14 protein-coding genes are annotated in these 12,826 nt (G+C 66.7%); 4 read left to right on the top strand and 10 right to left on the bottom strand.

From position 1 onward, the window contains the following. Positions 1 to 35: 35 nt before the first annotated feature. On the bottom strand, positions 36 to 623 hold the full coding sequence (locus PV796_RS11850) for a hypothetical protein (protein WP_274912913.1): 588 nt from the start codon (positions 621 to 623) through the stop codon (positions 36 to 38). A 147-nt stretch (positions 624 to 770) separates the two neighbouring features. Next, positions 771 to 1,133 carry a hypothetical protein gene (locus tag PV796_RS11855; protein WP_274912914.1) on the bottom strand — a complete coding sequence of 121 codons (363 nt, stop codon included), beginning with the start codon at positions 1,131 to 1,133 and terminating at the stop codon, positions 771 to 773. A 359-nt stretch (positions 1,134 to 1,492) separates the two neighbouring features. Here PV796_RS11855 and PV796_RS11860 point away from each other — a divergent pair, with 359 nt between their 5' ends. Beyond that, positions 1,493 to 1,825 carry a WXG100 family type VII secretion target gene (locus PV796_RS11860; protein WP_274912915.1) on the top strand — a complete coding sequence of 111 codons (333 nt, stop codon included), beginning with the start codon at positions 1,493 to 1,495 and terminating at the stop codon, positions 1,823 to 1,825. Positions 1,826 to 1,893: 68 nt separating this feature from the next. Next, entirely contained in the window at positions 1,894 to 2,910 is a 1,017-nt protein-coding gene (locus tag PV796_RS11865; RefSeq protein ID WP_274912916.1) for a WXG100-like domain-containing protein, read from the top strand. A 118-nt stretch (positions 2,911 to 3,028) separates the two neighbouring features. On the opposite strand, the gene PV796_RS11870 is transcribed toward PV796_RS11865, so the two are convergent. Beyond that, entirely contained in the window at positions 3,029 to 3,547 is a 519-nt protein-coding gene (locus PV796_RS11870; RefSeq protein ID WP_274912917.1) for an ATP-binding protein, read from the bottom strand. Positions 3,548 to 3,668: 121 nt separating this feature from the next. Here PV796_RS11870 and PV796_RS11875 point away from each other — a divergent pair, with 121 nt between their 5' ends. Next, positions 3,669 to 4,520 carry a helix-turn-helix domain-containing protein gene (locus tag PV796_RS11875; protein WP_274912918.1) on the top strand — a complete coding sequence of 284 codons (852 nt, stop codon included), beginning with the start codon at positions 3,669 to 3,671 and terminating at the stop codon, positions 4,518 to 4,520. Next, positions 4,517 to 4,729 (top strand): DUF397 domain-containing protein, encoded by a 213-nt coding sequence (locus tag PV796_RS11880; protein WP_274912919.1) that lies wholly within the window; start codon positions 4,517 to 4,519, stop codon positions 4,727 to 4,729. The genes PV796_RS11875 and PV796_RS11880 overlap by 4 nt, the downstream gene beginning before the upstream one ends. Before the next feature lie 124 nt (positions 4,730 to 4,853). Here the strand turns inward: PV796_RS11880 and PV796_RS11885 are convergent, their stop codons facing one another. The 7 genes from PV796_RS11885 to PV796_RS11915 form a co-directional block, all read right to left on the bottom strand. Then, positions 4,854 to 6,194: a S8 family peptidase gene (locus PV796_RS11885; protein WP_274912920.1), complete on the bottom strand. Its 1,341-nt coding sequence runs from the start codon at positions 6,192 to 6,194 to the stop codon at positions 4,854 to 4,856. Between the two features lie 88 nt (positions 6,195 to 6,282). Continuing rightward, the gene (locus tag PV796_RS11890) at positions 6,283 to 7,839 is read right to left on the bottom strand and encodes a hypothetical protein (RefSeq protein ID WP_274912921.1); all 1,557 of its coding nucleotides are present in this window, start codon (positions 7,837 to 7,839) and stop codon (positions 6,283 to 6,285) included. 90 nt (positions 7,840 to 7,929) lie between these two features. Then, entirely contained in the window at positions 7,930 to 8,241 is a 312-nt protein-coding gene (locus PV796_RS11895) for a hypothetical protein (RefSeq protein ID WP_274912922.1), read from the bottom strand. After that, positions 8,234 to 9,520: a S8 family serine peptidase gene (locus tag PV796_RS11900; RefSeq protein ID WP_274912923.1), complete on the bottom strand. Its 1,287-nt coding sequence runs from the start codon at positions 9,518 to 9,520 to the stop codon at positions 8,234 to 8,236. The genes PV796_RS11895 and PV796_RS11900 overlap by 8 nt, the downstream gene beginning before the upstream one ends. 213 nt (positions 9,521 to 9,733) lie before the next feature. Next, entirely contained in the window at positions 9,734 to 10,027 is a 294-nt protein-coding gene (locus PV796_RS11905; RefSeq protein ID WP_274912924.1) for a WXG100 family type VII secretion target, read from the bottom strand. A gap of 130 nt (positions 10,028 to 10,157) precedes the next feature. Then, entirely contained in the window at positions 10,158 to 10,478 is a 321-nt protein-coding gene (locus tag PV796_RS11910; RefSeq protein WP_274912925.1) for a WXG100 family type VII secretion target, read from the bottom strand. Between the two features lie 443 nt (positions 10,479 to 10,921). Further along, positions 10,922 to 12,586, bottom strand: coding sequence for a type VII secretion protein EccB (locus tag PV796_RS11915; RefSeq protein ID WP_274912926.1), 1,665 nt, complete (start codon positions 12,584 to 12,586; stop codon positions 10,922 to 10,924). Positions 12,587 to 12,826 lie beyond the last annotated feature (240 nt).

Below are 12,826 nucleotides of genomic sequence, written 5' to 3' on the forward strand. Positions count from 1 at the left end.
CGGAAGAGGGCTGGACGCCCTATGAGGGAAGAGGACTAGCTCTCCTTCTGCATCCGCTCGGCGAAGGTCTTCGACATCGTGCCCAACGTGGCGTCGACGGCGTCCTGCTTGCCGCTCCCGCGGTAGTCCACCGTGCCGACGAAGGAGCCTGCAAGGAGAACGACCCCCTGGTCGTCCCGGCTCGTCCCCGTGGTGCCCACGAACGCCACGCTCTCGGTCCCGAACTTCTCGCCGTTCAGGATCCGGTACTTGGACGAGTGGCTCTCGATGGAGGCCTTCCATTTCCGGAAGGCCTTCTTGGCCGCGGTGTCGTTGTGGTACGCAACCGCGTCGAAGACGGCCCGCTTGCTCCGGTCGCCGTTCCCGTACGCGACATGGCTCTCAGCCACAGCGCTCACACACCAGCCCGAGGGCTTGTCCGCGGTGGATCTGCACTTCTTGGGAGGCAGCGTGCTGGACGGCTTGTTGGTCACGGTCTTGAGCTCCGTCGGCATGCTGCCGGCCGACGGCAGGACGCTCTCGGCGCTCTGCTTCGAACTCGTCCCGCACCCCGCCAGCGCGAAGGACATGGCAAGCACCACGGCTCCGAACCCCTGCACCTTCTGACGCTTACCGAACCACACGGCAACTCCTCGGATCTCGACACACCGATCTCACTTGTATCAGGAGGGGATGACACCACCGCAGCCGTCCGCGGTTCCGCCCCCTGCGAGCCCGGACATTCAAGGGCAACTCTCCCCGCCCGCATCCGTACCCCAGGCGCCAGCCCCTCAGGGCAACAGCAACCAGTCCGCCGCCAACGCCGCGGCCAGCCCGATGCCCAGCAGCCAACTACCCAACCGCGTCCGCCCGTTACGCGCGAGTTCGATGACGACCCCGCAGAGCACGAGCGCCGCCCCGTACACCCCGACGACCAACACCGACCCGCGGGACGCCAACCGCAACACGAGCAACACCGCCATCGCGGCCATCATCACCGAGGCCAACGTGACCCGTATGACGCGTGCTTGACGAGGCGTCAGTCCATGGTGGACCCCGTACTCGCCCTCACCCTCGACCTCACCCTCGCTCTCCGGGAGGGGCTCATCGCGCCGATCGGGCTGATCACTATCGGTCGCGTCGGGTATGTCCATGAGCGGAAATGCTACGGGACGGGCACTCGGCCCCTTGTCGCCACTTTGACGCGCACGCCGTTGACGCCACCACCGCCCATCTTGGACGGTATATCCGGACGCAGGTGCACCACACGTCCACCGCACCCTCACGCCTTCACCACGCTCACCACCTCTTCACCCCAAAACTCACCGATTCCACGAGTTCCTGACAAGGCCGCCGACGGCCCAATTCACCAAATTCCCGGCACCGTTGCCCCTCTCACCCGGTTCGGCGATGACCGCATCGGGCACCTTGACATGCCTCCACACAGACCGCCTAATGTGAGACCGTTAGGCGTGACGAGCAGGGTGCGGAGTGCACCTGAAAGACGGGGGCGATGATGGCCGGCCAGGAATTTGACGTAGACCCGGACGTCCTGCGGACGCAGGGAAACGCTTTTGTCCAGATCGGCAACGATTTCAGCAAGGCGTCGAAGAAACTCCAGGACGACCTCAAGGCCATGGAAAGCCCGTGGAAGGATTGCGACTTCGGCGATCTCTTCGACACGATCTACGTCCCCGTCCGGGACGGCATGTTCACATCGATGGACTCCCTCGGTGAGCGCCTCGAAGGCATCGGCCACGGCCTCGACACCATGGCCCGTTCGTACACCGAGTCCGACGAGCAGGGCATCCACACCATCAGCGCGGCCGGCCGCCCGCAGATCTGACGCACCCCCGCTTCCGCTCTCTCCATCCCAATAAAAAATCGACTACCACCGCGCGGGGGACACACACCGTGGCATTGACACTGCCAAGCGAGGTCAGTTGGGTGCTGAACCTCCTCGGCTACGACTGGCCGGGCGCCGACGAGGACAAGCTCCACGAATGCGCCCAGATCTGGCGCAACTTCGCCGAATCGGTAAACCAGACGCAAGAGCAGGGCTCGCTGGCGGCCAATCAGGTCGTCTCCGCCAACGCCGGTGACGCCGTCGAAGGCTTCACCAAGGAATGGGGCGCATTCGGCGGTGGCGGCGCCGGCGGCAGCTCCGGGGACCACTACCTCCGCGACGCCGCGGAGGCCGCCGAGGTCATCGCCGTCGCGTTCGACGCGGCGGCCATCGCCGTGGTCGCCGGCAAGATCGCGGTCATCGTCCAACTCGTCATGCTGGCCGCCGAAATCATCGCGGCACAGGCCGCCGCCCCCTTCACCTTCGGGGCGTCCGAAATCGCCGCGGCCGGCGCCACCCAGGCGACCCGCCTGATCGTTCGCCAGATCCTCGACAAGATCAAGCACGAGGTCATGCAGGCGGCGACCAAGGCCATGGAACACGCCACCATGGACGCCATCAAGAAATTGGCGAAGAAGGCGATCTCCAAGGAGACCCGCAAGGTCGTCACGGACTACGCCAAGCAGCAGGTCAAGGAAACGGTCAAGGAAACCGTCAAGGAAAAGGTCGTCGACGCGGCCAAGGAGAAGGCCAAAGAAGCCGGCAAGGAGATGGGCCAGAACATCGCCCAGCAAACCATCGAAACCCACTTCGGTGAACGCGACGGCATCAAGCTGGACGAGACCGCCGGCATCGCCAAGGACAAGGCCGACGAATACGTCAAGGGCGTCAAGGAGGGGGCGGACGACCTCACCAACCCCAACACGTACATCGATCACGCCCGGAAGGACCTCACCGACCGCGGCCTGAACGAGGCCCAGAAGCAGGCCGACGCCCACACCGGTGGCGCCGCCACCCGCCACCAGGGAGCCACCGACGCCGTCAAGGAAAAGGTCAAGGGCAGCGTCGAAGACGTCTTCGGCTGAGCCCCTGCCCCTTCTCCCGCAGAGCCGCTGCACTCCGACCGCCCGGGTCGGTGGCGCAGCGGCTCTGCCGTCATCTCCGCCAACTCCAGCCGGAACAGGCCGACTTCGACCACCCCCTTCAGTTCCGCACCCCGCCCCTCTCAACGACGCACTCCGCCCACACGGTCTTCCCCGGACCACCCGGCCGCGGAACCACGCCCCATGCGGCCGCGAGGCGCCCGACGATCAGCAGTCCATGACCGCCCTCCGCGAGCCCGTCACAGCCATCCGCCGCCGCACCGGCTCCACGGCCCCAGGTGACCGTGGGCAGCCGCTCACCCCGCGTATCGGACACCTCTACGCGGAACCCGAGCCGGTCCGCCGCGCCGAAACCCGTCAGACGCAGCGCGAAGTCCCTCCCCGGCACGTGGCCGTGGAGCACGGCGTTGGCGGCGAGTTCCCCGACGACGGCGCTCACCACCTCGTTGACCTCACCGTCGTAGGGATACCCCCACTCGTCGAGACGGTGCGACGCCAGACGACGGGCCAGCCGGGCGCCGCGCGGCGTGGAGGTGAAGCGCATCGCGAACTCCCCCACCCCGGCGTGGGTTTCGCGGATTCGGGAAGATACCCCGGAAGAGCGGACTGTGCTGTTCATGGACCCAACCCTCCCGCCACGGACCTACCTTTGACGAGGAGTAATGCGCTGACCACGGTGCGTTGTACGCACCGCGAGGCGCGGGTACGCGGCGGGAGTCAGCCCCGGGAAGGCGACGGACATGGACAACGGCGGCCAGCAGCCGGACGACGAAGAACAGGCGGAGCACGAGCCCGAGTCCGGCATCCTGCGGGTGTTCGGACGCCAACTCAAGCGCCTACGGGAATGGGCGGGCATGGAGCGCGCCGAATTCGGCGCGCGGATGGGCTACTCCCCCTCCACCATCGCCTCTTACGAACAGGGGCGGCGCATCCCACCCCCCGAGTTCATCGACGAGGCGGACGAGGTACTGGACGCCCGCGGTGTCCTCGTCGAAATGAAGGAGGAGGTGGCACGGGCCCGCTACCCGGCGTTCTTCCGGGATGCGGCGCGGTTGGAGGCCAAGGCGGTTGGGCTCCATGTGTACGCGACGAAGGCAGTGCCGGGGCTGTTGCAGACGGAGGAGTACGCGAGGGCGGTATTCAACATGTGGCGCCCTCTGCTCGACGAAGAGACCGTCGAACAGCGCATCAGGGGACGGCTCGACCGCCAGAAGATCTTCGCCTGTAGCCCACCGCTGCCCACGATCAGCTTCGTCATCGAGGAGGCAGTGCTCCGCCGCCCTCTGGGCGGTAAAGCGGTCATGAGGGGGCAGTTGGAACAGATCCTGCTGTACAGCCAGCGCCGCAATGTCGAGATCCAGGTGATGCCGATCGAGCGGGAGGAGCACGCTGGACTGGAAGGCCCCTTCACCTTGATCGAAACGCACGAAGGGCGGAGGATCGCCTACGTGGAGGGGTACAAGGACAGCCGCCTGCACACGGACCGGAAGATGGTTCGGGAGCTTGAGGAGCAGTACGGAATCCTCCGGGCGCAGGCGCTCCCGCCCCGCGAATCGCTAGCTTTTATCGAGAAGTTGCTGGGAGAAGCATGACCATCGAAGAGACTGCACAGACCGTGCCCGAGTTGGCCTGGTTCAAGAGCAGCTACAGCACCGGTTCGGGCGGCGAATGCATCGAGATCGCGTCTGGTGCCGCCACCGTGCACATTCGCGACTCGAAGGACGTGACGCGGTCGGCGCTGGCCGTGCGTCCCGCCACCTGGGCTGAGTTCGTCAACTTCGCCATAGCTCAGACGACTTGAGGAAAGCTGCGGCGCTTCGCCCCCTTCGACCGCGCCGTTCTCTCAAATGGATTGGGGTCCGCAGCCTTCGGGCTGCGGACCCCAATCCGTTTTCGCTATTTCTCGCTTGCGCTACCTCGGAGACCTACTGGCCGGGAGGCTGCGTGGGCGGGCCCTGCGGGTAGGAGCCGGGCGCACCGGGCTGCTGCTGGTACGGCATCTGCTGGTTCGGCATGTAGCCGCCGGGCCCACCAGGACCGCCGAAGCCGCCCGGGCCACCGGGAGGCGGACCGTTGCGACGGTTCTTCTTGGCCACCATCACCACCACGAGGACGATGACCAGGAGGACGAGCACGACCACGCCAACGAGAATGAGGAAGGGGGCGCTCAGACCCTTGTGGCTCGCGATCTTGACGCCGCCGCCAGTGTCGCCGGCTGCGCTGCTGGGGTCGGAAGACGGACCAGACGAGCCACCGCTCAGCGCGGGGAACGGGCCGTCCTTGGAACCGGCGGGAACGTCCTTGGTCAGGGCGCTGAGCGGGTTGATCGAGCCGTAGCCGTAGTGCTGGTCCGGCAGCGCGATGCCTTGCTGGTCGGCCGGGAGGCTGGCCGTCTTGATGAGGCGGTTAGCGATCTGACCAGCAGTCAGGTCAGGGAACTTGGAGCGGAGAAGGGCCGCAGCGCCGGAGACGTAGGCGGTGGCGTCGGAGGTGCCGTTGGCCGACCGGTACTTGCCATTGACATCAACGACGGAACCTGCGGACCTGATATTCACGCCCGGAGCAGTCAGCTTGACGTGTGGCCCGAAGTTCGACTTCTTCCAGATATCTCCATGCTCGTCGACTGCTCCCACCGCGAGAACGCCTGGTACCGCCGCCGGGATTGCGGGAGTACTGACACCTTCGTTACCCGCAGCAGCGACTAGAAGCACATCGTGCTTACGTGCATAGTCAACGGCCTGTTGCTCTTCTGGAGAAACACTCGATTCACCGTTGCCAAACGACATGTTGACTACCTTGGCGCCTTGGTCAACGGCATACCTCAGCGCCGGGCCGAAGCCAAATGGCCCTGTACTACCGTCAGGCACGGCAACGGGCAAGATCTTTGCATCAGGGGCGAGCCCCTTTACCCCGTCAGCTCCACCCGCTCCGTGTCCATGGCCAGCGATGATCGATGCCATCGCTGTGCCGTGGTCTGCTTCGTCACCGGTTCCATGGTCCGCAGAACCACTACCTGTGATGAGGTTCTTTCCCGGGAGGACATTACCCGTGAGGTCTGCGTGGCTTCCGTCCACTGGGCTATCAAGAACAGCGACGGTAACGCCTTTACCCGTTGAAATGTTCCAGATCGACCCAGCGTCAAACTTTTGTAGCGGCCACTGGTCGTTTCTCATCTGGTCTGCCGAAGCAACCGGCGCGGTGCCGAAGAGCAGCGCTCCCGCCACTACCGCGCCGCCCACCGCACGCAGCGTCCGCGTGAAGCTCATGCCATTACACCTTCCTCACAGAACTGGGGCCCGCAGCCCGAGAGCTGCGGGCCCCAAGCATGTCTGCCGATTGCTTGCCCGGCCGTTCCTACTCGATGACCCGGGGAGCCACATTACGCTCCGGCGTCCAGGTCTCCTCGTCCTCCACAAGGTAGTCGGGGCGGTTCCCGTTCTGGCCCTCGCCCTTCCCCTTGCCGCCGTGGGCACCATGGGCGCCGCCCATCATGCCCGTCGGACGGCGTCCACCGCTGCCGGAGTTGGTACCGGCCGCGGCGCCACCGCGGCTACGGTGCAGACCCGAACCTCCCTGGGCTCCACCACCGCTGGCCTTGCCGCCGGTCGAGCCGACGATCCCGCCCTTCTGCCGCGCCATAGCGCCGCCGGCGCCGCCAGCCGCGCCTCCGCCGCGTCCGCCCGCACCCTTTCCGGCACCTCCGGCGTGCGCGCCGCCCATGCCTCCCGGCATGCCCGGGCGACCGGCGCGAGCTCCGGTGGCTCCCGGTGTCCCGGTGCTGCCGGGGCCGCCCTTCACACCGCCCGTGCCACCGGGTCCGCTCTTCACGCCACCCGGGCCACCAGGTCCACCCTTTATGCCACCCGGGCCACCGGGTCCACCCTTCACGCCTTGCAGGCCGCGAGGAACACCACCGGGCATACCGCCGCCGGGAATACCCGGCATGCCACCACCGGGGCCACCGCCACCGGGCACGTGGATGTTTCCACCGCCAGGGCCACCGCCCATGCCCGGGCCCGGTCCACCTGTGTTGGGGATTTTGACGCCGGTGCCGCCGAGGCCGTCCAGACCAGTCTTCACATCAGGCGTGTGGGGCTTCATCGAGCCCAGCCCGCCGCTAATGCCCTGCTGATCCGGCATCTTGGGCGTCTCGGGCATTTTGGGGGCGGACTTCATGCCCCGCGTGGGGATCTTGAGGCCGCCACCACCGCCGCCTCCACCGCCACCCAGCCCACCGCCCGTGGGCATGGGCATGGGCATACCGCCCAGATCCTTCTGGTCGTGGTGATCGGTGTTCTTGTCGTCGTAACGCCCAATCGGCCCCGACCCCGGCTTCTGCAACCCCGTGGCCCGCGCCCGATAAGAAGTCCCCAGGGTCTCCATCGCCACCGCGGCCTCAAGGCGCTTCTTCTGGTGGCCCGACAGGTTGTCCTTGTTCGCGTCGAGGATGCCGCTGGTGCTGGCGCCCGACTTCAGCGCGTTGTTCAGATCGTCGTCGTCGATCTGGTCGGACCAGGGCATCTCGCCCCAGAGGTCATCGCTGAAGTTCCAACCGTCGTCGACCGGAACGACCTTGTCGATGGCCTTCTGGAGGTCGTCGGCCGTCGCGCCCATGACCTTCGCCGTCTGGACGGCGAACGGCGCGCCGTTCTGGAAGTTGTCGACGATGTCCTGGGCCTTCTTCTGGAAGCGGTTGGCCGCTTCGCCGTGCCAGGACTGCATCACCTTGTTCACCGCGTCGGTGAACCGCTTCTGGATTCCGCCCTGGCCGTCCGCACCGACCAAGTCGTCGTGCAGGCCCTGCCAGTTGTTCGCCACGTCCCGGACCGTCTGAACGCTGGCGCCGTCCAGCATCTTCTTCAGTCCGTCGAGATCGTTGAGATTGAACTTGGTGTAGAACGTGGTGTCCACGTACCGATCCGTGGGCGCTCCGCCCGTGTTTCCGCTCACCCCTCGGCCCCCTTCTCCTTCACCTAACCGTCAACGCCGTCACCGCAGTTATCAGTGATGAATCTTGTTGCGCTGCTCGGCGTCGTCGTAGGCTTCCTTCGTCTTCTTGGACTTCTGACCGAACTCGTCGATCAGGTCCGTGATCTTCTTGACGATCTGTTCCTGGATGTACTGCTGCATTTCGGTGTGCGCTTTGTGCAGGTCGTTCTGCTCACCGAACGAGTTCCCCAGGGCCTTGGGCGGCAGATACGTCTGGTTCTTGGCTCTGTTGTTCGGACCGCCCATGTCCTTCAGGATCTGGTTGAGCTCCTTGACCAACTGGTCCAGGGCGTCCAGATCAACGCCGTATTCCTCTTTAGCCATGCTCGGCCTCCCCGTGTGATGTCAGTCCGGTCTTGCGGCGCCAGTCGCGTAGGGCGACCGAGGAGCCCACGACCGCGGCGACGGCAAGAAGTCCGCCGCCGACGATGTAGATGGCGATGCGGGCGCGCCGCTGCTCGGTGGTTTCTCCGAGGGTGGCGACGGCCGGCAGGATGGTGGAACCGTCGGCCACGCCCTTGAACTTGTCGGGCGTGGGCGCGGCGGTGGGCCGGGTGTCGTCGTTGAGGGCGGCCATCGGATTGACCACGCCCCAGCCGATGTTGTTGTCCCGACCCCTGCGGACCCGGTCGGCGGTCTGCTCCAGGTGCCAGATGATCTGCTGCGGCCCCCACTTCTCCTTGTCGCTCTTGTGCTTGGCCATCAGGAGCGCGGCGGCACCCGTGGCGTACGGAGCGGAGAAGCTGGTGCCCTGGTCGACGCAGTTGCCGCCGAGCGGGACGGTGGAGACCATGTCGACGCCGGGCGCGGCGATGCCAACGAAGGGGCCGGGCTGGGAGAAGGCCGCGCGCTCGTTGTTGCGGTCGGAGGCCGCAACGGCCATGACGTTGTCGAACTCCTGGCTGAACGCGGCGGGGTAGATGTTCTTCTCCGCGCCGCTGGCACCGCTGTTGCCGGCCGAGGCGACGATCAGGATGCCGGCGTCCTGGGCCTTCTTGACCGCGGCCTTGAGCTTGGGTAGCAGCGCCTCGCTGGCCGCCGTCCCCTGCGAGATGTTGATGATGTCGGCCTTGGCCGCGACCGCGTCGTCGATGGCCGTGGCGAGGGTGTCGGCGGTGCCCGCCTGCTCGTCGCTGGTCTGCTGGAACGGGAGGACCTTGGCCTCGGGGGCCAGGCCGTAGAAGCCGGAGCCCACGCGGGGGCGGGCGGCGATGATGCCGGCGACCTTGGTGCCGTGGCCGACCTTGTCCTGGGTCGGCTTGCCGTCCTTGACGTAGGTCTTGCCGGGGCCCTCGATGGCGTCCTGGAGCTGCTTGTTGCCCGCGTCGATGCCGGTGTCGATGACGGCGACCCGGATGCCCCCGCCCTTGTTGCCGCCCGCCCACATCTGACTGTTGATCAGGCGCTGGAGGGACCAGGGGGTCTCTTTGATGTCGCTGGTGCCGAACTTGCACTCGCCGCTCTGCAGCGGGACGTTCCCGTCGTCCGCGACCGCCGGCGGGGCGGCGACGCACGACAGGCCGGCGACGCAGGCCGCGGTGACCAGTGCGCCCGTCGCGCGGCGGCGGTGCCCGGCTCGTAGACCAATGGCGCGAGATCCCACGGGTTGTCTGCTCTCCCTAGGTGGGTGGGGATGGGACGGGGCGAGGGGTGGTGGGAACGAACAGGGGCGCGGGGACGGGCAGTTGGAGGTACGGACGGCAGAAGGGCGAGCGCACTGGTGCAGCGCGCTCGCCCTCTTTGACCACTGTGCGAGCCGTCGGGGGCTGCTCAGCCGTATGCCATCCGTGCTGTGCGTCCTCGCGCGGGGCGAGGGTCAGCCGCCCCAGATGCTGGCGTTCTTGCTCTCGGTGCTCTGGTAGTTCTGCGCGGCGGTGTCGAGAGCCTTGGCGATGGCCTCCAGCGTCTGCTGGAGGTGCGTGGCGCGCTGGTCCCACTCGCGCTGGCGGGCCTGGTAGCCCTCCTGCGCGGCACCTTCCCAGCTGGCGGCGATCCGCTTGACGCCGGCCTCAAGGTCGTCGAGCTGCTGGCGGACGTTGTTCGCGGTGTTGCGCACGTCTTGGCTTGCCTGGCTGATCGTCTGGAAATTGACGAGGATCTGGCCGGACATGGGGTCTCCTCAGGAGTTGTTGCTGACTAGTCGATTCACTTCAGCCGTGGCGAGGACCGGCACCGGTACTCACCGGCGGTCCCGACCACGGCGGTTGGGCGAGTGCGCCGGGGTCAGCGGCGCGGCCCCATCACCCGAAGGGGGAAGCCTGGGCGGTGACGTGCGAGATCGACTGAGCCTGCTCTTCTTCGGAGGAGCTGTAGTTGCCCGTGGTCTGGTCGATCGCTTCCTTGATCTCGGCCAGAAGCTGGTTGATCCGGCCGGCGTCCTCGTTCACCTGCGACTGGAGCTGGTGGTAGGAGGAGGCCGCCTGGCCCTTCCAGCCCGACGTGATGGTGTCGACGACCTGCTGAAGACGCTGGATCTCGCCCTTAATCGCCTGGTTCACCGAGTCGATTTTGCCGCTGAACGCGACCATCTCCTCGTGAGTGGTTGTGAACTGACCAGCCATGGTCAACGTCCCCCATGAGACTCGATACGTCGGCCGCGCGGCGCCGACGAGGGCAGCGCGCGGGTGGCATCTCCTGCTGACGCCCCCTGCCACATTACCTACTCCACACGCCTGTTCCCAACAGGGGTGCGGCCGTTGTGACGGGATCACAACAATGTCAACTGGGCGTCGAGAAAACGCCGTTCAGGGGAAACGGACAGATGGGGTTGTTTCCGGCAAGCGGTGGTGAAGGTTCCGGGGAGAGGTGGGGGTGAGATGGAGCGGTTCCGGAGGCAACGCGAATCGCCGACTCCCCTGTGACGCAAGGGATTTGAGTACGCCGACGCGTGCAACGGGAGCCGCGAGACGGACGAGGCCGCGCCCGGCCCGCGAACGGGTGCCGGGCGCGGCCTCAGAGCGCGCCGAATCGGCCATGGACGGCCGCTCGGTGGGGGTCGCGGACGTCAGGACGCCTGCGGCTGCTTGGCGCTGTTGACGTCCAGGGACGGGCCGGCGGAGAGCAGCTTGGACCACGCCTCCGGGAGCAGCGGCGGGTGCGCGTCCTTGTAGCCGAGGTGGATCTGCGCCTGGTCCTGCTCCTGCTTGTCGCTACCGGCCTTGTTGGCGGAGTCGTTGTTGCGCGGGACCGAGTAGCGCAGACCGGTGTCGGTGACCAGGAAGAGGCTGCCGGAGGTCGCCGCGGGGGTGGCGGCCTGCTGGTAGAGCAGACCGCTGCCGGGGGTGACGTAGGCGGAGGCGCCGGGGGCGATCTTGGCCGGGTAGTCCTTGCCGACCCAAGTGGTCATGTCCGGGATGCCGTTGGGGAAGCCCAGCTTGTCGACGCCCGGGTACTTGCTGTTGGTCCCCTTGTAGACGCTGCACGAGACGCCGTCCTGGGTGGGGGTGGTCACCCCGCCGGTCTGGGAGCCGTGCGCGAAGTCGTTGGCCGCGGTGACCGTCTCCTTGGGCCACGGGTTGTCCAGGCCCGTGCCCAGGATCTTGCCGTAGAAGGTGACCGCGTGGCCGGTGGAGTCCGTCTCGGGGCTCACGCTGCCGGTGGCGACGTTCACCGGCTGGAGCGCCTTGCCCGGGGAGCCGGCCACCTTCTCGCCGTTGGGGCCCTGCTCCAGGAGGTTGGCCACGAAGTTGGTGACCTGCTGGACGCCGTTCTTGAGGACCACGTACTTCACGCCGTCGCCGACCTGGACGATCGAGCCGACCTTCCGCGCCTCCGCGGGGATCGCCGAGTTGGAGACCGGCTCACCGGCGCCGTCCACCTTCGGCATGACGATCGGGTACGGGCTCTTGATCAGCGTGTTCATGAACTCCGCAGAGACCTTCTGCGGTTCGGCCTGGGAGCCGAAGACGACCCGGCGCAGCGCGCGGTCGGCCTCGGTCTCGACGTGCTTGACGTTCGCCTTGGCCTCCGTCATGGCCTGCGTCTCGTCGGCGATCATCTGGAACGCGAAACCGTTCTGGTCCACCAGCCACTTCACGCCGTCCGGGTCCTCGACGTACAGCGCCTGATGGAGGTCCAGCTTGCCCTTTTTGGGGTTGTCGATGTTGTCCCGGTCCTTGCCGGCGAGGACGAACACCGCTTGCTGCGACTTGGTGTTGGTGCCGCTGCCGGGGCGGTCGCACACCGCCCATGTCTTGGGCTTGTCCACGTCGACCGCGGTGGGCAGCCGGTCCGGGGCGTAGGGAATGCCGATCGCCGCGCCGCGCGGCACCTTTCCGCCGTCCAGTTCCGCTTCCTTGACCTTGACGACCTGAAACTTGCTCGGGTCGACAAGGAGCCGGGCAGAGGCGAGATTCAGAACGGGGTGCAGGAGTTTCTGCTTTTTCCCGCCGTCCTCACTCGGCAGAACGACATAGCGCGTGGTGGATTGATCCCCGACGAGGACATTTCCGCCCACCTGATCCCAACCCTCCGGCGCGGCGGGCTGGATAATGCCCCAGGCGCCGAACCCCACGACCATCACGACCCCCATCACCACACTGGGCAACACTGCCTTCAGGGGCTTGGGCGCGCTCTCGATCGAGCCGTTCGGCAGCGGCTTCAGGAATGCCGCATTCGTACGCTTTCGCGCGAACGAATACGCATTCAGCTCGTCCCGACGTGATGCCATTGTCGCTTTCTCTCCCCGCCTGTTGGATCCACATCGACCGCCCCCGGCACTCACGCCGTAGCGCCCTCTACTATGCCGTGTATCGATCGAGCCGTACCGTACGGGTGTCACCTTCCGACGCACCAGTCCGAGCGGCGGCCGATACGCATTAGGCACCACCACCAGTAGAGGAGCAGGCCGGGGGATGTCCAGCGCCACCAGGGCTCGACGCCGCAACGGGCGGCAACAGCAGCAACAGCC

It is taken from the genome of Streptomyces sp. WZ-12 (genome assembly GCF_028898845.1).
GTDB lineage: Bacteria > Actinomycetota > Actinomycetes > Streptomycetales > Streptomycetaceae > Streptomyces.

What these genes read in the sequence shown, in the direction of transcription:
- PV796_RS11870 (WP_274912917.1), bottom strand. Translation starts at nt 3,547, where the DNA reads ATGAACAGCACAGTCCGCTCTTCCGGGGTATCTTCCCGAATCCGCGAA.
- PV796_RS11885 (WP_274912920.1), bottom strand. Translation starts at nt 6,194, where the DNA reads ATGAGCTTCACGCGGACGCTGCGTGCGGTGGGCGGCGCGGTAGTGGCG.
- PV796_RS11855 (WP_274912914.1), bottom strand. Translation starts at nt 1,133, where the DNA reads ATGGACATACCCGACGCGACCGATAGTGATCAGCCCGATCGGCGCGAT.
- PV796_RS11860 (WP_274912915.1), top strand. Translation starts at nt 1,493, where the DNA reads ATGATGGCCGGCCAGGAATTTGACGTAGACCCGGACGTCCTGCGGACG.
- PV796_RS11880 (WP_274912919.1), top strand. Translation starts at nt 4,517, where the DNA reads ATGACCATCGAAGAGACTGCACAGACCGTGCCCGAGTTGGCCTGGTTC.
- PV796_RS11910 (WP_274912925.1), bottom strand. Translation starts at nt 10,478, where the DNA reads ATGGCTGGTCAGTTCACAACCACTCACGAGGAGATGGTCGCGTTCAGC.
- PV796_RS11915 (WP_274912926.1), bottom strand. Translation starts at nt 12,586, where the DNA reads ATGGCATCACGTCGGGACGAGCTGAATGCGTATTCGTTCGCGCGAAAG.
- PV796_RS11895 (WP_274912922.1), bottom strand. Translation starts at nt 8,241, where the DNA reads ATGGCTAAAGAGGAATACGGCGTTGATCTGGACGCCCTGGACCAGTTG.
- PV796_RS11905 (WP_274912924.1), bottom strand. Translation starts at nt 10,027, where the DNA reads ATGTCCGGCCAGATCCTCGTCAATTTCCAGACGATCAGCCAGGCAAGC.
- PV796_RS11875 (WP_274912918.1), top strand. Translation starts at nt 3,669, where the DNA reads ATGGACAACGGCGGCCAGCAGCCGGACGACGAAGAACAGGCGGAGCAC.